Annotated in this window: 12 protein-coding genes; all 12 read right to left on the minus strand. The window is 62.9% G+C overall.

Features of this window, described 5'->3' with window-relative positions:
• Positions 1 to 12 precede the first annotated feature (12 nt).
• Positions 13 to 1,167 carry a dTDP-4-amino-4,6-dideoxygalactose transaminase gene (gene rffA / locus ACLEJP_RS17665; RefSeq protein WP_440808414.1) on the minus strand — a complete coding sequence of 385 codons (1,155 nt, stop codon included), beginning with the start codon at positions 1,165 to 1,167 and terminating at the stop codon, positions 13 to 15.
• 23 nt (positions 1,168 to 1,190) lie between these two features.
• Positions 1,191 to 2,570, minus strand: coding sequence for an NAD(P)/FAD-dependent oxidoreductase (locus tag ACLEJP_RS17670; protein WP_440808416.1), 1,380 nt, complete (start codon positions 2,568 to 2,570; stop codon positions 1,191 to 1,193).
• A 12-nt stretch (positions 2,571 to 2,582) separates the two neighbouring features.
• Positions 2,583 to 3,350: a dTDP-6-deoxy-L-hexose 3-O-methyltransferase gene (locus tag ACLEJP_RS17675; protein ID WP_440808419.1), complete on the minus strand. Its 768-nt coding sequence runs from the start codon at positions 3,348 to 3,350 to the stop codon at positions 2,583 to 2,585.
• A 36-nt stretch (positions 3,351 to 3,386) separates the two neighbouring features.
• Complete coding sequence (locus ACLEJP_RS17680) at positions 3,387 to 4,022, minus strand: class I SAM-dependent methyltransferase (RefSeq protein WP_440808421.1); 636 nt, start codon at positions 4,020 to 4,022, stop codon at positions 3,387 to 3,389.
• Positions 4,019 to 4,717: a WbqC family protein gene (locus ACLEJP_RS17685; RefSeq protein ID WP_440808423.1), complete on the minus strand. Its 699-nt coding sequence runs from the start codon at positions 4,715 to 4,717 to the stop codon at positions 4,019 to 4,021. Before ACLEJP_RS17685 ends, ACLEJP_RS17680 begins: the two co-directional genes overlap by 4 nt.
• 108 nt (positions 4,718 to 4,825) lie before the next feature.
• Positions 4,826 to 7,570, minus strand: coding sequence for a glycosyltransferase (locus ACLEJP_RS17690; RefSeq protein ID WP_440808425.1), 2,745 nt, complete (start codon positions 7,568 to 7,570; stop codon positions 4,826 to 4,828).
• A 53-nt stretch (positions 7,571 to 7,623) separates the two neighbouring features.
• On the minus strand, positions 7,624 to 11,196 hold the full coding sequence (locus ACLEJP_RS17695; protein WP_440808428.1) for a glycosyltransferase: 3,573 nt from the start codon (positions 11,194 to 11,196) through the stop codon (positions 7,624 to 7,626).
• A gap of 70 nt (positions 11,197 to 11,266) precedes the next feature.
• A complete protein-coding gene (locus ACLEJP_RS17700; RefSeq protein WP_440808429.1) occupies positions 11,267 to 12,850 on the minus strand; it encodes a flagellar hook-associated protein 3 in 1,584 nt (527 codons plus the stop codon).
• Positions 12,851 to 12,863: 13 nt separating this feature from the next.
• On the minus strand, positions 12,864 to 14,894 hold the full coding sequence (gene flgK / locus ACLEJP_RS17705) for a flagellar hook-associated protein FlgK (protein ID WP_440808432.1): 2,031 nt from the start codon (positions 14,892 to 14,894) through the stop codon (positions 12,864 to 12,866).
• A gap of 12 nt (positions 14,895 to 14,906) precedes the next feature.
• The gene (gene flgJ, locus ACLEJP_RS17710; RefSeq protein ID WP_440808433.1) at positions 14,907 to 16,061 is read right to left on the minus strand and encodes a flagellar assembly peptidoglycan hydrolase FlgJ; all 1,155 of its coding nucleotides are present in this window, start codon (positions 16,059 to 16,061) and stop codon (positions 14,907 to 14,909) included.
• Positions 16,062 to 16,072: 11 nt separating this feature from the next.
• Positions 16,073 to 17,182 (minus strand): flagellar basal body P-ring protein FlgI, encoded by a 1,110-nt coding sequence (locus ACLEJP_RS17715; RefSeq protein WP_015271237.1) that lies wholly within the window; start codon positions 17,180 to 17,182, stop codon positions 16,073 to 16,075.
• 12 nt (positions 17,183 to 17,194) lie between these two features.
• A complete protein-coding gene (flgH, locus tag ACLEJP_RS17720; RefSeq protein ID WP_289130956.1) occupies positions 17,195 to 17,890 on the minus strand; it encodes a flagellar basal body L-ring protein FlgH in 696 nt (231 codons plus the stop codon).
• Positions 17,891 to 17,914 lie beyond the last annotated feature (24 nt).

Raw genomic sequence — 17,914 nt, forward strand, 5'->3', positions numbered from 1 at the left:
GGCAAGCCCGCCTCAGGCGATGCGGGACTCGGCAAAGAATTGAGTGATTGCGGCACATACCTGGGCAACCTGCCGAGCGGTCATGTCCGAATAAAGCGGCAAGCGCACCAGGCGCTGGGCTACATCACAGGTCACCGACATTTCACCGACGCTACGCGAATAGCGCAGACCGGCGGGCGAATCGTGCAGCGGAACATAGTGGAACACTGCATGGATATCACGCTCGCGCAGGAAGCGGATCAGTTCGCTGCGCTCGTGGTTGCTGCGCATCAGCAGGTAGAAGATGTGCGCGTTGGCAGGCCGCCCTCCTGGTGTGCGCGGCAGCAGAAAACAACCATCGGCCTCCAGTGCCTGCAACTGGTTGTAGTAGGCCTCGTACAACCCACGTCGATGAGCGTTGATGCTTTCTCCCTGCTCCAGCTGGGCATAGAGGAAAGCGGCAGTCAGCTCGCTGGGAAGAAAAGAAGAACCGACATCGACCCAGGTGTACTTGCTGACTTCGCCTCGGGCGAATGCCTTGCGGTTGGTACCCTTCTGCCAGATTATCTCTGCGCGCTCGATCAAATTCGGGTCGTTGATCAGTAACGCTCCGCCCTCACCACTGATGACGTTCTTGGTCTCATGAAAACTCAGGCAACCGAGGTGGCCGATGGTGCCAAGCGCCCGCGTCTTTTCCCGGGCTAGAATAGCCTGAGCGGCATCTTCGATGAGCATCAGGCCATGCCGGTTGCAGATACGCAGCAGCGCATCCATGTCACATGGCTGCCCGGCATAATGCACAGCTACGACCGCCTTGGTTTTCTCGGTGATCGCGGCTTCAACCAGGCGCTCATCAAGGTTGAGGCTGTCGGGACGAATATCCACGAACACCGGCACCGCACCGCGCAACACGAAGGCATTGGCGGTGGATACGAAAGTGAACGAAGGCATGATGACTTCATCCCCTGGCCCGACATCAGCCAGAATCGCCGCCATTTCCAGCGCCGCCGTGCAAGAATGGGCAAGCAGCGCCTTCGGGCAACCCAGATTGTCTTCCAGCCATTGCTGGCATGCCTGGGTAAACTGGCCGTCGCCTGCTATACCGCCATTCATCACCGCTTGGGCGATATAGAACAGCTCCTTGCCGACGACAAAAGGTTTGTTGAAGGGAATAACCTGTTTGCTCACGTTCGTCTTCTCCGGCAAGTGCCTCAGGTGAAATCGCCAAGTGACAGGTAGCCACCGATCAGCGCATCGAGAAACTCCACCGACACCGCCTGCTCCAGGCCGTTTCGAGTAAAGAAATCGTGGGCGCGCTGGTAGTAGTAGCGTTCCATGGCCTGGTCAGCATCGGTATGACCCGCGTCATAGCCATGCTGGGAGAGCGCCGAACATTTAACTGCTGCATATTTGCGGCAGCACTCTTCGACCGATTGGTCGAGCACTGCGCGCCGCCGTGGCCGGGTGTACTCGAAATATGCGCCTGCCTGCGACGAGAGCCGCCAGTCCTGTAGCAGCGCCGCAAGGTTGTCAGCCAACCAGGGCGCGAAGTGGTAGCCATCCCGGCGCGTGCCGGTAGCGATGAAAGTATTGTCGTTGAGCTGGCCAATCACCGGATAACCGTCGAGGCTCACCGGGCGATAGCCGAAGTTGTACCGCACAAAGCCGCTGGCACGGTGCATCTGGTTGACCTGGTTGATCGCACCATTGATCAAGGCGGCCACCGATTCCGCGCGTGGTACCTGTTCGTCAACCGTGGTGATCAGGTTGGTCGCGCCGACCACGAAGAGATCGTTCTGGTAAGGTGCATGGTAGATACCACAGGCGCCGCCACGGTTGGGTGTACGCAGCACATAACGCCCCTGGATCCCCTGGTTCTTCAACACCACGGTTGCGCCGACGCCGTTGATCACCCGAATGCAGTCGTCCTCGCCCCATAGCCGGGTGGCCATGCTGCCATTGGCCAGGACCAATCGCTCTGCCGAGAGCACCCGGCCGTCGGTAAGGCGCGCCGCGCAGGTCCGCCCACCAACCTTGTCCAGCGACTCCACCACCCCCTCGACAAAGCGCACACCGCGCCGTGATAGTGTCGCTTGCAAAGCCTGGATGACCCCATCCGGGTTGACCACACCCTCCCGGGGCAGGAATAACGCATTGCGGCTGCGATAGCCCGAAGCCGGTGCGTACGCTGGCTCGATCGTCGGCTCGACCCGCTCGTATGGTTCGGCGAAGGCTTCCAGGTAGCCGGCAATGGCATCGAACGCCTGGTCTTCAAACTGGTTGGAGGCGTTGTTGTTGACCAGTACAGTACCCAGCCGATAATACTCGGCGGGTATCTCGAATTCTTCGACGAACGCGCCCCACAACCGCGCCGAAGCCTGGCTCAGCTCGAACTTGAGGCGATCACGCGGTTTGTCGAGCGCTCCCGGCTCCAGCTCGGCGAACGAGTTGAGCATGGCAGCTGCTGCCATCGAGGCGCTGTGGGGCCGCGCCATGGGGCCTACTACCGTAATGCGCTCGGCCGGAACCGAACGGGAAAGGCCCGCAGCGATCGCCAGGCCAACCATGCCGTTACCAATGATCAGGAACATCGCAAGTCCCCCTTACAGCAACTTGACGATGCACAGGGACGGGTAAGTCTGCGAGCGCTTGATCTCGTGACGTACTTTGCCCAACACTTCGGCGACATAGGCGTAACCCTCGCCCGGCAGGAAATCACGCTGCAACTGGAAGAACACCAACTGCGACCCAGGCAAGCAGCGCGGCAGTATCTGTTCCAGGGCAAAGCGAGTCGGCCCCTCCAAGTTCATGTCGAAGAACGCCAGCGCCACCAGCAGATTGCGATTTTCTTCGATGAAACGTGGCAGGGTATCCTTGATATCGCCCTCGACCACCTGATGTCCGCTGGACACCTGTGGAAGCGCATTGATGCTTTCATGCACGGCCAGCAGATGACGCAGGTAATCGGCGTAACCATTGCCGGTGTCGTAGCAACCGTCCTGGAAGTGCTCGTTGGTTACCTTGCTGTCGCTGGCATGCGACTTGTAGCCGGCGAACGTATCGAACGCCGCCACCCGGCGCTGCTTGTTGAAGGGCTCGAAGATGGCGCGCAGGTTCTCGCAGAGCACCGCGTTCTGGCCACGCCAGGTACCGAAGTCCAGCACCGAGCCAGGCAGCGAAACAATCTCGCGATACAGGTCGGAAATTGCCAGCATGCGTGCCAGGGAAGCCGAGCGGATGAACAGGCCGAGATTACGCTCCTTTTCGGCGTCATCGAGCGGCGCATTGGCAAAAGATTGCCAGAGCTGTTCACGCGCCTCGAGCTGGCTGTCGCTGGACTGGGTAACGGAAGTTGAGCCTTTCTTGAGCATGGATATCTCCAGGAAACAGGGAAGTCGGACGCTAAGTCACGAGGCCTTGCGCACGAGCAGGGTGAATTCGTACAAGCCATAGTCATGCAAGAGTGCCACCTGCCTGGAGTAGGTTCTTTTGCACAGATCAAAGTAGTAGCAGGGGTCACCGTAATACAGGTAGTCGCGCATGAATGGCGTGTCGGAGTAGCTGGTCAGGCAGTTGAATGCAAAGCCTTTGACCGAACACGCGTCCATGCTGCGAAGCACCTCGGCAATGTAGCCTTCCCAGGCTTCACGCGGGGTTTGTTGCGACACGTTGAAGATGCCGCTGGCCACCGCGTAATCCGCCGTGCGGGTGGGCTGCTCGGCAACTTCGAAACGGACGGATTGATGTGCATCGTGCTTGGCGCGAGCCGATGCGATCATTTCCGGCGACAAGTCATAACCGTGATAGTCCACCACAGCACCGCGCTCGTACAGCCAGTCAAGCAATGCCCCGTAGCCACAGCCAACGTCGACAAGGCTGAAACCCTGCTGCCACTCCTGTTGCGGGACCAGCTTCAGCAGCTGTTCGAATCGCAGGTGTTGGGAAGTGCTACCGTTCCAGTCAACCCCTTCCGGAGTGGCGCCATGCTCGCGTATGCGCGAGGAATAATATTGCTCAACTTCTCGCAGAATGGTCGTGCTCATGGTCGCCGCTCCAGGAAGGCAGGCGCGTCGGCGCCGGTGTTGAACAACAGGTCGATGACACTCAGCGCGTGCTGGAACTCGCCGAAAAGTTGCGGGTACTCGGGATAGCCGTCATAACTCATGTACGACAACCCCAGGCCGACAGCGGCAAACGCCGCCTCGTCCAGGTAACAACTGGCCGCCGGCCCCGACAGGTAATGGGTTCCGCCAACGGCTTGGCACAGCTGAATCAGACGCTCGTTCTTGCCGGTTGCCTGCCCCAGTTCCTCAGCGCGGTACAGCGGCGTGTGGATATCCAGCAGCGGGCACAGACCAGCAATGAACAGGTGGTTGATACGCGACAGATTCGTAAGCATTGCAGCCTGCTCGAACAGGGTCCTGATCGGCCCTTCCATTTGCTGGAAACAGGCCGCGCGACGATAGTTCATCTCGATGGTGCGCCAGTGCGCCGCCGCCCAGCCGGGCTCGCTGACCTCCACTTCATTGATCAACTGCGCGTAACGCCCCTTGTTCTTCACCGGGATGGTCAGCCAGTGCTCGCCTTGCGCCGTCTTGATTTTATTGCGGTTACGCCAGTCTCGGCGCGTGTACTGGACATCATCGAACAGAATGAACGCATCGACGCTTCCGATCAGGTCGAAATACCCTTTCCAAGGGATATAGTTGGACTGCAGCACAGCCACTTTCTTTTGCATTCACGACCTCGTCCACACCACGAGAAACCAAGCGCCAAGCCTGTCAATTAATTGCCACCCAGCAAAAAAAACCGGGCATATGCCCGGCTTTTGCAATTCCCGCGCCAGCTACTTGAACGGCTTGAGCCAACTCGCCTCGGCGCAAACCGACTGGCCGTCAACGGCCACCTCGCGGGTGAACGCGCCAGGCCATTTTGCCAGCAATACCTGCGCCGTTGCGGTGTCCGGAACCACTGCGCCGTCGACCGCCAGTTGCGCCTGCGGTACCCACACCACCAGGCTGCCAGCAGCGGCAACTGCAAGGCACAAGTCGATATCGGCTGCCGCCACCGCTTGCAAACCGCCACACTGCTCGAACACCTGGGTCCGCACCATCAGACAATTACCTGACACCGCCGGGCATCCACGCACGGCGCCAAGCCAGTAATCCGAACTGCCCGCGCCGCCCTGCAAACCAACCCAGGGTGCATGCACGCTCGGCCCGGCCAGCAAGTCGTAACCGGCATGTGCGATGGTGCCATCGCTGTCGACCAGGCGCGCGCCGACCACCCCAACCTCCGGTCGCTGCGCCTGGTTGAGCAGAGATTCCAGCCAGGCCGGAGTAATCACTTGGCATCGTTCCCCCAGCAACACCAGATAGTCGCCCCGTGCTTGCCGTGCTGCCTGGTTGAGCAGGTTTTCTGCCGCCTCGGCGACCACCAGGCGTACGCGCGAGGCGAACGGCTGAAGAGCCTCCGCCACCCGCGCATGCTGCTCATGAGTACAAGCGAGTAGGACCTCAAAGCGAGGATAACGCGTGCGCTGGAAAAGGCAGGTGAGACTGCGCTCAAGCGCAGACCGATCGCCCTCATGGGCTATCAGCACGCTGACTAACGGCGTTGAGCTGTGGCGAAAATCGATGGCCAGCCCATCAGCACCCCGATCAATTACCTGCCCACGGTAACCCAGTCGCTTCAGATGGCGGTCAAGAATCTCCAGCGCTTCGGAGGACATCGGCTCCGGAGCTTGCTGTCCGATCACCAAATACTCATCCATGTGCGCCAGGCCACCGACACCACGCTCCTCTACCAAACGCAGCAACAGATCATATTCCAACGCATGTCCGAGACGGCTGTCGAAGCCACCGAGATCAAGCACGAGCTGGCGGCGCAGTAGCCAGTGACGCGACATCAGGCCTGGCTGGCTACGCAGCACGTCAAGGTCACTGCCAGGGCGCCTGATACCCACCAGGCGCCCCTCCCCATCACGCTGTACCTCATCGGCACAGATCGCATCGCAGGCTGGCGACTCAGCCAGTTCCAACTGCAAGCGCAGCAGCCCACCGCCAGCAAGCACGTCCCCCGCGTGCAGCAGCATCAGCCATTCACTTGGCAACTGGCGCGCCGCCTGGTTCAGGTGGGACACCCAGTTGCCTGGTTCCACCTGGATGAAATGTAGGGTGTCCCGTGCAGTAGTGATGGCCGGAGGTTTCCCAGCCTTGAGGACCACCAGCTTGAAATTCCGCAGGCCCGTTGCCAGCAGGCTATCGAACGTGGCCTGCAAGGCAAGGTCGTCATCTTGCAGATCGACGACCATGAAGCCGATCTGCGGCCCCGGGCGCTTGGCCAACTGGGCAAGCACCCGCTGACGTACAGCTGACGTCGGCGTTGCATCAGCCAAGTCCTGCAAAAGCTGACCAGAGCCGGTGGTCGCCAGCCATCCTGGTACGTCCTGGCCGGGCACGCCGTCGAGGCGCTCGAGCCAAGCTCCCAACTCGCGGAGCTTCTCTGCATGCTCTTCGCCCGTTAATGTCGCCAGCAAGCGTTGGCAGACGTCCCGGCTGAACAACCCCAATGCCAAGGCCTGCCAATAACGCTGCTGCAGGCTCTCGGTAGTGTCGTTGGGGTGCACTTCAAGCAATTCACGCTGACGCACCCAGGTGCCCTCCAGCGCATGACGGTGCTCGCGCCCGGTCGGCCAGGCATGGCAGAGGAACTCGAGCTGGGTGAGACGCTGAAACAGGCCATTCTGGTAGTACGGCATTTCCACATACTGCCGCGGCTCGAACTGCCGATCCGGGTCCGCGATCACGCTGGTCCAGCATGAAGTGAACAACAGCGGCGGCTCACCCGCATCATAGCTGCCACGCACCAGACGATTGAGTACCATAAAGCCAGAATCGCCTGTGAATACGCTCTCGCGTTCGGCGTCCCACGCGCGTAGCCGGCGTACGGTTCGCACCAGCTCCTCTTCCCTGGCTACCGCCGACACACTGCGCGGCGCTAGCTCACAGATAACGTCGGTCTGGTCCAACGGGATGATTTGCCCTTCCGCCAGCAGAGCCAACGACAGCGCCACGCGCCAACTGGAGAAATCCAGATCCTCTGGCAAGCTGGCAAGCACTGCACGCAAGCCCTCGACCCTGACCACGGCACGCCAGGCCGGTTGGTTGGCCAAGGCGTGCACACTCATGCGTGCCAACGCGCCCTCTTCTTCCAACTCCGGGAATGGGTGACCGACCTTGTAATAGGCCACTTGGCTATTGCCCGGGACGTATCCCAAGGCGTAGCCCTGGGCGCCAAGCGCCAGCGGATTGGCATTCAGGCAGGCAGCCGCGCTGTCCAGTGCCGGGGCCTGTACGAAGTCGGCATCTAGGGCGAGGTTGACCAACGGCGTGGCAACCTGCTGTAGCACCTGCTCCAGGCGCGCGCTGCACACCGTACCGGGGCTGTGTGTCTCAAGCGCATCCACGGCCAGGCAAGCAGTGCCCGCTCGGCGGTAGTAGTGCAATGCCCGCTCACGATGAGCCGCTTGGTCATGACCAAGCAACACTACCGTGACGTCACTGCGCGATCCGTTTGCGATATCTGCCATAAAGCACCTTAGAAGGGAGAGTTGGGCGCCCGCTCGCAACGAACGCGAAAATATCAGTCTGCCAGCCAGGCATTCGACCACTGCTGCAGATGCTGTGGCATCAACACATAGTCCCGTAGTACTGCCTCACGCAGGGCATCACCCTGGCGATAGCTAGCCTCAGGGTCGGCCAGGTGCATGCGAATCGCATCCAGCCACTGTTCGGTGGTGTTGTCACGCACCCGGGTACATGGCAGATAGCCGCCGTAGGCCTTGGTATCTGTGCAGATCACCGGGAAACCGCATGCACCGTACTCGAGCAAACGAAGGTTACTCTTGCAGTCGTTGAACAGGTTCTGCTCCAGCGGTGCCAAGGCCAAGTCGAGGTTGAGACTGGCCAGCTTCTGCGGGTACAGCGCCAGGGGCACGCCGGCATGGAATTCCTTGATGTAGGGGCGTAGCACATCTGGGCACATGCCAAAGAACACCCAGTCGACCTGGTCGGCCAGTGTCTTGATCACATCCAGCAGCAGCTCCAGGTCGCCGCGATGACTGGTACCACCAGCCCAGCCCACCCGCGGACGTGCACTGCTTTGCCGCTCACTGCTCAGCCCGGCCCACAGCGGGGCGGCAAGCATGTTGGGCACCACCCGGATGTCATGGTGCATATCCGACAACGCATCGGCCAGCGGCTGGGTAGAGACCACCAGTCGATCGCACAGCGCGATGCCGCGCGTCACCCGATCACGCATGTCCGCCGGGATGTTGCGGGCATGGGCATTCTTTTTTGGCACATCGATAATGTAGTCGTCGATCTCGAAGATGCGCCGGGCATTGGACAGACGCTTGAAGCGCGTGATTTCCTCGATGGAACTGGATGTGTAGCGGCACTGCAAGATCATCACGTCGGGCTTCTCACGCTCGATCTCGATCATCTCCGGCGTACTGAAATCAAGCCGGCCCTGGATCCAGCCGGCGCGCTCCAGTTCGGTAAACGGCTGTGCCACCCGGTAGTGTCCGACCGCGGATGTATTGATCGGCAACGCCAGCACCGACGGCAGCACACGGCTGATGAACGGGTCCCAGCCACGGCGTTGTCCGGCGTCGAGATTGAAGCTGGCCATTTTCAGGCTCAGGTTACGGTTGTAGGCCGGGTCACGGGCAACCTTGGGCAACCAGCGTTCATGGAAGATGTCTTTGTCCAGCAGCTTGCGCTGGCTGTCCACCGCTACATCGCGGGTCGAAGCGAAGCGGCCGAGCACCGCTTGGGGTGTCCACACCGCCAGGTAGCCTTGTTCGCGGATGCGCAGGCAGAGGTCGGCGTCCTGCAGCCCCCCCTTCAGGCCCTGCACATCGAAACCACCCAGCGTCGCGAACAGGTCGCGGCGCACCAGCAGGCAGTCGAGGCTCAGCGCACTCCAGTTCTGCACGGCTTTGAGCCGCAGCATGTAGCCACCGCTGTCAGCCGGCATGCCGACGAACGGGCTGCTGACGCCACCATGCAGCCCCAGCACCAGCCCGGCGCCAAAGACTTCGCCGGTGTGGGTACACAGCTTGGGCGCCACCACGCCGACCTCCGGGCGCTGGGCGTGGGCCATCATCTCCCCCAGCCATGGCCGGTCGAAGGCGATGCAGGCACTGTCGAGCATCAGCAAGTACTCGCCACGGGCAGCCTCGCTGGCCTGGTTCAGCTGCAGCACCTGGCTGCCGCTGGCGACCTCGACGACACGCAACTGATCGCTGCCAAGCCCCTGCATGGCCTCCAGCCACTGGCGCAGGTCGGCCGGTGTATCCGGCGAGGCAATCAGCAGCACCTCGAAGTGGCCATACTGGGTGTGTTCGAACAGCGACTCGACACAACGCATTGCCGTGCCAAGGTGGTCACCGAGCGCCAGCAGGATCGAAACCCTGGCTGGCGTCGGGTGCTGGTACGCCACCCGGCACAAGGGCACGCCTTCGGCACCGACCACCTCGGCATCGACACCCAGCCGCTGCAGGTGGGCGCGCACCACGCGTGGCGCCTGCTGCACGCAGCGCGGGTCGTGCAGCCACTGGCCATAGTCCCATTGGCAGTGCACCAGCAGTTCGTCGATGTGCTCGATTGCCTGCAAGCCCTGGCTTTCGGCCAGGCGCCAGAGCAGGTCGTGGGGCGCGAGCAGGCCGAAGTCCGGGTCGAAGCCACCGACCTGGCGCAGCGCTGCACAGTTGAAGGCCAGGACCCGCCCGACATAGGGCAGGCTGCGCATCAGGTCGAGGTTGAAGTCTGGCTTGAAGATCGGCGTTGTCGGGCGCAGGCTGTCGTGGCTGCCTTCGTCGACATAGATACAGGCCCGTTCGCGCAGCGCCATGCGCTCACCCATGATCGCCAGGGCATGCGGCACCAGGCGGTCGCCAGCGCGCAGCAGCAAGACCCAGTCGGCATCATCGGCCCGCGCCAGGCGCGCCTGTACCTGGGCCAGGCCATTACCCTGCACGAGCATGCGTTCGACCCCGACCGAGTCAGCCAGCTCCAGCGCCGCAGGCGCCAGCAGCCAGCAGCGGGCCGCGCCATAGGACTGCGCGGCCAGGCTGTCGAGGGTCGCGCGCAAGGCCTGCTCTTCCCCCGCTTCGGCCCAGATCACCGGGACGATGCGCGGCTGCCAGCCCCATTGCTCGATGCGCTTGGGCAGCGCCCGCTGCTGGGCCTCGGACAAGCTGCGGCATTCCAGCCATTGGGCATACACCTCTTCGAAAGACAGGCAATCGGTGCCCACCTGCTGCCCCTGGCGCGCCTGCTGCGCGCTATACAGCCGGTTCAGCTCGTATTCTTCCCATTGCGCCTCGGCCTCCCCCTGGTAACGCTCCAGCGGCAGGTAGCGTACCCAGCCACTGGCCGGCGCAGCCTCGCTCGCCCGTGCCGCCAGCATCGCCTTGAGCCAGTCGGTCTCGATGGGGAACGCCATGGTCATGCCGGCCTGGTAACTCAGGCGCGCAGGGTGCAGGCGCTCCATGCTGAGAAAACGTGACAGGTGGCCGAGGTTGCCACGACGCATGAGGCAGATGTACAGCGCCATGTCCAGGCGCGCGACGAAGCCGCTGCCGTCCTGCACCAGCGCTGGCAGGAACTCGGCCACCAGGTCGCGGCGCAGCAGCGCGTGGCTCAGCCCGCCGAACAGGTTGGGCGCGTTGGTCTCCAGCGCTTCGAGCAGGTCACTGCCCTTGACCACCGCGTCCTCCGGGCACATCACCGCGTTGAGCATGCGCGGCGGCAACAAGGCGTCGTCTGCCGCGCACAGCATGCGCTGGCAGATGGTCATGCTGACATCGGCATGCTGCGCCATGAGCCTGGCCTGCAAGCCGACGCATTCGGGGAACAGCCGGTCATCATCACAGAGAAACTTGAGCAACGGCCCCCGGGCATGCTCCAGGCACACCATCAGGTTACGGGCGAACCCCAGGGTCTGCGGGTTGCGCACGTAGCGCACCGGCTTGCCGGTTTCGCTCATCACCGCATCGACGATTGCCGCGATCTCCGGGCCGCGGCTGTCGTCGCAGACCAGCACCTCGAGCATCGGGTAATCCTGCTCCAACGCACTGAGCAGGGTGGCGCGGAAGAACTCGGGGTTGAAGGCCGGGATGGCAATGCTGACGAGGGGCTGTTGGCTCACGGTAATGACCTTGAAGAACGGCGTGGCCAGCACCGTCTGGGCTGGCCCGCAGATGACGCCAGGAGAGGTATCAGATGTAATTGACCAAGGACAGCCCGGCGACCTTGGCATAGGCCTGCAACGAAGCCTGCAGCATGTTGGTCTGCATCTGCAGGCGCAGCATCACCTCGGCCGGGTCGCTTTCGCGAATCGAGCTCTGGGTCTTGGCATTTTCGGTATTCAGCGCTTCGTTGGTCTCGGACTGCACGTCCAGTGCCTGGCCACGGCCACCAATGGCGCTGACCGAGGCCGACACCTGGTTGGTGGCACTGGCAATGTTGCCGATGGCCGCATCCAGGGATGCCCGGAACTGCTGCCGGGCCACCGGGTCGCCATCCACCGGGCTGTTCAGCGCGGCGCGCAGCTTGCCGATCGTATCCAGCACATTCTGGGTCTGATGGGTGTCGACCTTGATCGCGAACGAATCACCGGCGTTCGGGGCGCCCGACAACTCGAAGCTGACACCTGCCGCTGTCGCAGTGGTACCGCCTGCCCCGCCGAGGACACCGGAGGCCACCGGCCGGCTATCGGCAGTCACGGGTGCCGCATACAGCTCGAAGCTGTTGGTGCCAGTGAACTTGAGCACCGCACCACCGGAAGGAAATGCTGCATCGTAGGCAGCCTGATCGGTGATGGTCGCGCCGGTAACCTGCTCGGAAGAGCTGTTACCCGGGCTGCGGGTCCCGGACACTTCATCTGCGCGGGAGCTCAGGGTAAAGGTGTGCCCGGCGATGACCGCGTCTTCGTTGCCCTTGTCGCCAGCCTGGAAACTGATGTCCAGGCGCAGGTCGACGCCACGGAAACTGATGGTGGTGTTGTCGCCGTTGGGGTCGAACTTGCCGCCCTGGCTGGCTTCGAGCGTGACGTCATTGTTGTTGGCGTCAGTGATCTTGTATTCAGTGCTGCTGATGAACTCGATGGTGTACGGCTCGCCGCCACGGAACCGGTCGTTGTAGGTCGCGCTGCCCGATACCTGGCCGTTGGACAGGCTGACCCGGCCATCATCGGTGGCGGGTGCAGTCAGCGCGGTCTGGCTGCGGCTGGTATTGAGCGCCTGCTCGAAGGCGTCGTAGCCGGTCTCGTTGGCCGCCAGGGTGAGCATGTCGCCAACCTGCAGGCTCAGCTTGCCCTGGTCGCCCTGGTAGCTGTAGGTGCCATCTGCGTTGCGCACGTAGGGCGGCGTATCGCCCTTGGAGCCGGAGAAGATGTACTTGCCATTTTCGTCCCTGCTGTTCATCAGGGTGAACAGCTGGTCTTCGAGCGAGGCGAGTTCGTCGGCATTGGCCTTGCGATCGGCGTCGGTCATCGAACCGTTGCCGGAGCTTACCGCCAGCTCGTTGACCCGCTGCAGGATGGTGCCGATCGAGTTCAGCGTGCTTTCGGCAGTGCCCAGCGCGTTGCGCACGCTGGTGATGTTGCCCGAGTACTGCTTCAGCAGGTTCTGCTGCTGCTCCAGCTGCAGCAGGCGAGCCGCGCCAACCGGGTCGTCCTTGGCCGAACGCACGCGGATGCCATCGGAGGCTTCCTGCTGGGTCTTCACCGTGTTGGCGAAGTTGCGCTGATAGTTGGCCTGGTTGGTGTTGTAGAACTGCGAAGTGGAGATGCGTACGCTCACGATCTACGGCTCCTTAAAGACTGTTGATCAGGGTGGCGAAGGTTTCCTGGGCCGCCTTGATGATCTGCGACGACGCGGTGTAGTACTGCTGGAACTTGATCAGGTTGCCGGTCTCTTCGTCGACCGACACCCCCGACAGGCCGTTGCGGCTGTCCAGCGCAGACGTATGCAAGGCCGAGGTGGCATCGCTGTCCATCTGCGCCTGGCCGGCCTTGCCGCCGACGTTGGAAACCAGCTTGGCGTAGGCATCGGTGAAGCTGATGCCCTTGCCGTTGGCGCCGACCTCGACCGTGGACCGGGTCTGCAGGTCGAGTACCGACTGGCCATTGCGGTTGTCCGCCGAGCCTGCGCCGGTCAGCGCCACGGTGTAGCTGTCACCGTTTTTCGGGGCGCCGGAAACACTCATCTCGAAGTTGAAGCTGGCGCCCAGCGAATTGCCGTTGCCATCGACCATCGGCACCGACAGCTGCAGCTTGTTCTCCTGGCCCGGCAGAATGGTGCCGCTGCCGATCTCGGTGCCCTTGGCGTCGTACATCTTGTAGGCCTGGGGCGAGGTGGTGTCGTCACCGAATACCAGCTTGACCGGGGTGGAGTACTTCAGGCCGGCCTGCAGCTGCGAACGCTGAGCGGCATCGTAGATGTCCAGCTCGGAGGTCAGCGTCGGCTGGGTGATCACGCCAGTGCCCTTGTTACCCGCCCCGCTGGTAGCGGTCAGCGGCGCGGCCAGGGCCAGGCGCTTGGGGTCGGTGAGCACGGTGTCGATGCCGGCCGCAGCGTTGCGGGTCGGGGTGATCTTGAAGCTGTCGCCGGCACTCAGGCCGCCACCGTTGAGCGACAGGGTGAAGCCGTCGATGACCGGCGGCGGCGTGTCGCCGAGGTCGAAGCTGCCCATGTCGGTGCCTTCCGGCAGCTTGCGCACGCTGTAGCCGGTGGCGCTGGTGAAGGTCACCTGGTAATCGCTGGTGGACAGTTTGCCGGTGTCCTTGATGGTCACGTCAAGGTTGCCGGAGCCGGCACTGTTGCCGGCCTTGGCAATACTGCGCTGGCTGATGGCCGCGGCGCTGTTGATGTCGCCGAACAGGGTGGCGCCGAAGTTACCGTTCTTGTCGATACCCTGGGCCAGCTGGCTGTTGATTGCATCCGCCACCACCAGGGCCACGCGGCCCAGCTCGTTGACGGCAGGATCGAGGGTTTCCTTGCGGTAGCGGATCAGGCCACCCAGCTCGCCACCGCTGGTGGTGCCGGTGATGTCCATCTTGGTCGAGCCACGGTTGAGGATCAGGCTCATCCGGGTCGGGTCGGTCGCGCTTGGTTCCACGCCCAGGGTCTGGGTGGTCTTGCCGAGGACCAGGGCCTGGCCATTTTTCAGGTAGACGTCGTAGTTGCCGTCGCGCTCCACCACATCGGCACCGATCAGTTTGCTCAGCTCGCGCACCGCGCCATCGCGCTGGTCGAGCAGGTCGTTGGGCTGGCCGGAGATGGACGTGACGCGAGAAATCTGGTCGTTGAGGTCTGCGATGCTCTTGGTCAGGTTGTTCACCTGATCGGCGAGCGACGCCATGTTGGCGTTGATGTCGCTGTTCTGCTGGTTGAACTGCGCCGACAGGGTGTTGAAACGCTTGGCCAGCGACTGCGCGCTGGTCAGCAGCAGTTGCCGCGAGGCGTCCTCGGTGGGCTTGGCCGCGGCATCCTGCAGGGCACCGAAGAAGCTTTGCAGCGCAGCGGTGATGCCGGTATCGCTGCTGGACAGGGCGGTATCCAGCGGCGTGATCTGGTTCAGGTACGTGGAGGCATCGCTGCTCAATGAAGTGGTGCTGCGCAGCTGGTTTTCCAGAAACGCGTTGTACACCCGGCGCACATCGGCCAGCGTGGTGCCGCTACCGATGAAGACCTGGCCGACTTGCTGCCCGCCCTTGGTCTTCTGCACGTTCTGCTGGCGTGAGTAGCTTTCGACATCGGCGTTGGCAATGTTGTTACCGAGGGTGTACATCCCCGATTGCGCGGCGCCAAGCCCCGACATACCAATGTTGATCAGACTCGCCATGGTTCCATGCCCTTAAAGTTTCGTTGCAGTACCGAGCATTGCGTAGTGCTCGTACGACTTCATCTGTTTTGCGATCTGCGAGATCTTGCTGGCGTAGTTCGGGTCGGTGGCGTACCCGGCCTTCTGCAGTTCGCGCGCGAATTGTTCTGGGTTATCGGCAGATTTCACCGCATCTTGATAGCGGGCATTGTTCTGCAACAGGCTGACCAGGTCGTGGAAGCTGTCCTGGTACGAGTCGTAGGAACGGAACGCCGCCGTCTCCTTGACGAACTGGCCATCGCGGAACTCGCTGGTGATCGCCCGCGCCGAGTCGCCTTCCCAGTTGCCGCTGGCCTTGATGCCGAACAGGTTGTGGCTGCTGCTGCCATCGCTGTTGCGCATGACCGATTTGCCCCAGCCGGTTTCCAGCGCCGCCTGCGCCACCAGGTAGCGCGGGTCGATACCAATGCGCTTGGCCGCCTGTTCGGCCATCGGCAGCATGGTGGTGATGAATTCGTCGCTGTCGGCGAAGGCCTTTTTCGGTGCCAGCGGGGGCTGCGCCACCGCACGCCCGAGAATGCGCAGGCCGTTGTCCGGCACGGCAAAGGCCTCGGCCACCTGCTGGCCGTCACGCGCCGGCACGGCAGCGTTGTTGGTGGTGGCGGCCGACGGCACGATGCCGGCCAGCAGGCGATCGGTGAGCCTGCTCGGCAGCGCCAGACGCCGCGAATTGAGCGCGGCCACGTCGTTGCGGCTGGCGCTCGCCTGGCTGGCATGCACCGGCTCGGCCACCTTGCTGCCCCACAGCGCCGGGGCGCTGCCCTCGATGCGCGGGAACGGGCTGGTGTTGGCCGGCGCGCTCTTGTTCTTGGACAGCTGGCGCACCAGCACGTCCTGCAGGCCGATACCGCCGCCTTCGCGGGACATGCTCACCGCCAGCTGCTGGTCGTACATGTCACGGTACTGCTTCACCGTCTCGGTGTTCATCGGGTTGTCGTCGGCCAGCACGTCGCTGGCCTTGCGCGAGGCCTTGAGCATTTCGCTGATGAACAGCGACTCGAATTCCTGGGCCACCTTACGCACGTTGGCGTCGCTGTCGCGGTCGCCGTGCTTGAGCGAACTCAGGCGGTTGAGGTCGGTGTAGGCACCACTGTCGGCGCTGCCGGAAACCAGGCTTTTACTGTTCATCCGCGCCGTCCTCAGATCACGATCAGGTCGGCCTGCAAGGCGCCGGCCTGTTTCAGGGCTTCGAGGATCGCCATCAGGTCGCTGGGTGCAGCCCCCACCTGGTTGACCGCACGGACGATTTCATCCAGCGTGGTGCCCGGGCCGAACTTGAACATCGGCTTGGCTTCCTGCTCGGCATTGACCCGCGAGCGCGGTACCACGGCGGTCTGGCCATTGGAGAACGGCCCCGGCTGGCTGACGATCGGGTCTTCGGTGATGGTCACGGTCAGGCTGCCATGGGTCACCGCCGCCGGCGACACCTTGACGTTCTGGCCGATGACGATGGTACCGGTACGCGAGTTGATGATGACCTTGGCCACGGCCTGGCCCGGGTCGATCTCGAGGTTTTCCAGAATCGACAGGTAATCCACACGCTGGCTCGGGTCCATCGGCGCGGTGACCCGTACCGAACCACCGTCCACGGCCTGGGCCACGCCAGGGCCGAGCAGGTCGTTGACCTTGTCGACGATGCGCTTGGCAGTGGTGAAGTCGGGGCGGTTGAGGTTCAGGGTCAGGCTGTTGCCCTGGTTGAAGCCGCTCGGCACCGCCCGTTCGACCGTGGCACCGCCCGGGATGCGCCCGGCCGACGGAACGTTGACGGTGATCTTGGAACCGTCACGGCCTTCGGCATCGAAGCCACCCACCACCAGGTTGCCCTGGGCCACGGCATAGACGTTACCGTCGATACCCTTGAGTGGCGTCATCAGCAGGCTGCCGCCGCGCAGGCTCTTGGAGTTACCGATGGAAGACACGGTAATGTCCACCACCTGGCCCGGCTTGGCGAACGCTGGCAGGTCGGCATGCACCGACACCGCCGCGACGTTCTTCAACTGCACGTTGCCGGAGCCGGCCGGTACCTTGATGCCGAACTGCGACAGCATATTGTTGAAGGTTTGCAGGGTGAACGGTGTCTGGGTGGTCTGGTCACCCGTGCCGTTGAGCCCGACCACCAGGCCATAACCGATCAACTGGTTGGAACGCACGCCAGAAATGCTGGCGATGTCCTTCAGCCGCTCGGCTTGGGCACCGAACGCGCAGGACAGGAGCAGGGTCGCGGCAATCAGCTGCCTTACGTTGAACATGTTCATCCGTACTCAGAAGGGCCAAAGCGGGCTCATGAAGAAGCGATCCAGCCAACCGGGCTGGCTGGCATCGGCGAACGAGCCGGTGCCCGAATAGGTGATGCGCGCATCGGCCACGCGGGTGGACGGTACGGTGTTGTCGGTAGCGATGTCGTCCGCCCGGATCAGGCCGGCGATACGCACCAGCTCCTCGCCGGTGTTCAGGGTCATCCACTTCTCGCCGCGCACGGCGACGATGCCGTTGGGCAGCACCTCGGCCACGGTCACGGTGATGGAGCCGGTCAGGGTGTTGCCCTGGGTGGCCTTGCTGTCGCCCTTGGTGGTGCGCTCGCCGTTATAGCCGGCTTCCAGCGACAGGTCTCCGCCGCCAAACGGGTTATTGGTGTTCGGCGTGCTGCCGAACAACGAGGTAAGGCCGATGTTGGCGTTGCTGTTCTTCTGGATCTGCGACCCTGCGTTCTTGCTCGCCGACGTGCGCTCGTTGAGGGTGATGGTGATGATGTCACCCACGCGGAACGCCTTGCGGTCGGTGTACAGGCTCTGCTCGAAACCGGCCTGGTAGATCGAACCGTTGTTGGCTGCAGCCGGCAGCGGGGTGCGCGGCAGGACCGGCGCATAATACGGGTCGTTCGGCTTGGGCGTCGGCGCGACGCAACCTGCCAGCACGACCGCCCCCCCCAGGGCGAACACAGACAACAAACGCTTCATGACACTTACCTCACGGTGTAACGG

Source organism: Pseudomonas sp. SMV7, from assembly GCF_052041995.1.
In the GTDB taxonomy this organism is placed as follows: domain Bacteria; phylum Pseudomonadota; class Gammaproteobacteria; order Pseudomonadales; family Pseudomonadaceae; genus Aquipseudomonas.

Excerpts from the sequence above, each read along its gene's own strand:
- ACLEJP_RS17670 (WP_440808416.1), bottom strand. The coding sequence starts at position 2,570 with ATGTTCCTGATCATTGGTAACGGCATGGTTGGCCTGGCGATCGCTGCG.
- ACLEJP_RS17685 (WP_440808423.1), bottom strand. The coding sequence starts at position 4,717 with ATGCAAAAGAAAGTGGCTGTGCTGCAGTCCAACTATATCCCTTGGAAA.
- ACLEJP_RS17675 (WP_440808419.1), bottom strand. The coding sequence starts at position 3,350 with ATGCTCAAGAAAGGCTCAACTTCCGTTACCCAGTCCAGCGACAGCCAG.
- flgK (WP_440808432.1), bottom strand. The coding sequence starts at position 14,894 with ATGGCGAGTCTGATCAACATTGGTATGTCGGGGCTTGGCGCCGCGCAA.
- ACLEJP_RS17715 (WP_015271237.1), bottom strand. The coding sequence starts at position 17,182 with ATGTTCAACGTAAGGCAGCTGATTGCCGCGACCCTGCTCCTGTCCTGC.
- flgH (WP_289130956.1), bottom strand. The coding sequence starts at position 17,890 with ATGAAGCGTTTGTTGTCTGTGTTCGCCCTGGGGGGGGCGGTCGTGCTG.
- ACLEJP_RS17680 (WP_440808421.1), bottom strand. The coding sequence starts at position 4,022 with ATGAGCACGACCATTCTGCGAGAAGTTGAGCAATATTATTCCTCGCGC.
- flgJ (WP_440808433.1), bottom strand. The coding sequence starts at position 16,061 with ATGAACAGTAAAAGCCTGGTTTCCGGCAGCGCCGACAGTGGTGCCTAC.
- ACLEJP_RS17690 (WP_440808425.1), bottom strand. The coding sequence starts at position 7,570 with ATGGCAGATATCGCAAACGGATCGCGCAGTGACGTCACGGTAGTGTTG.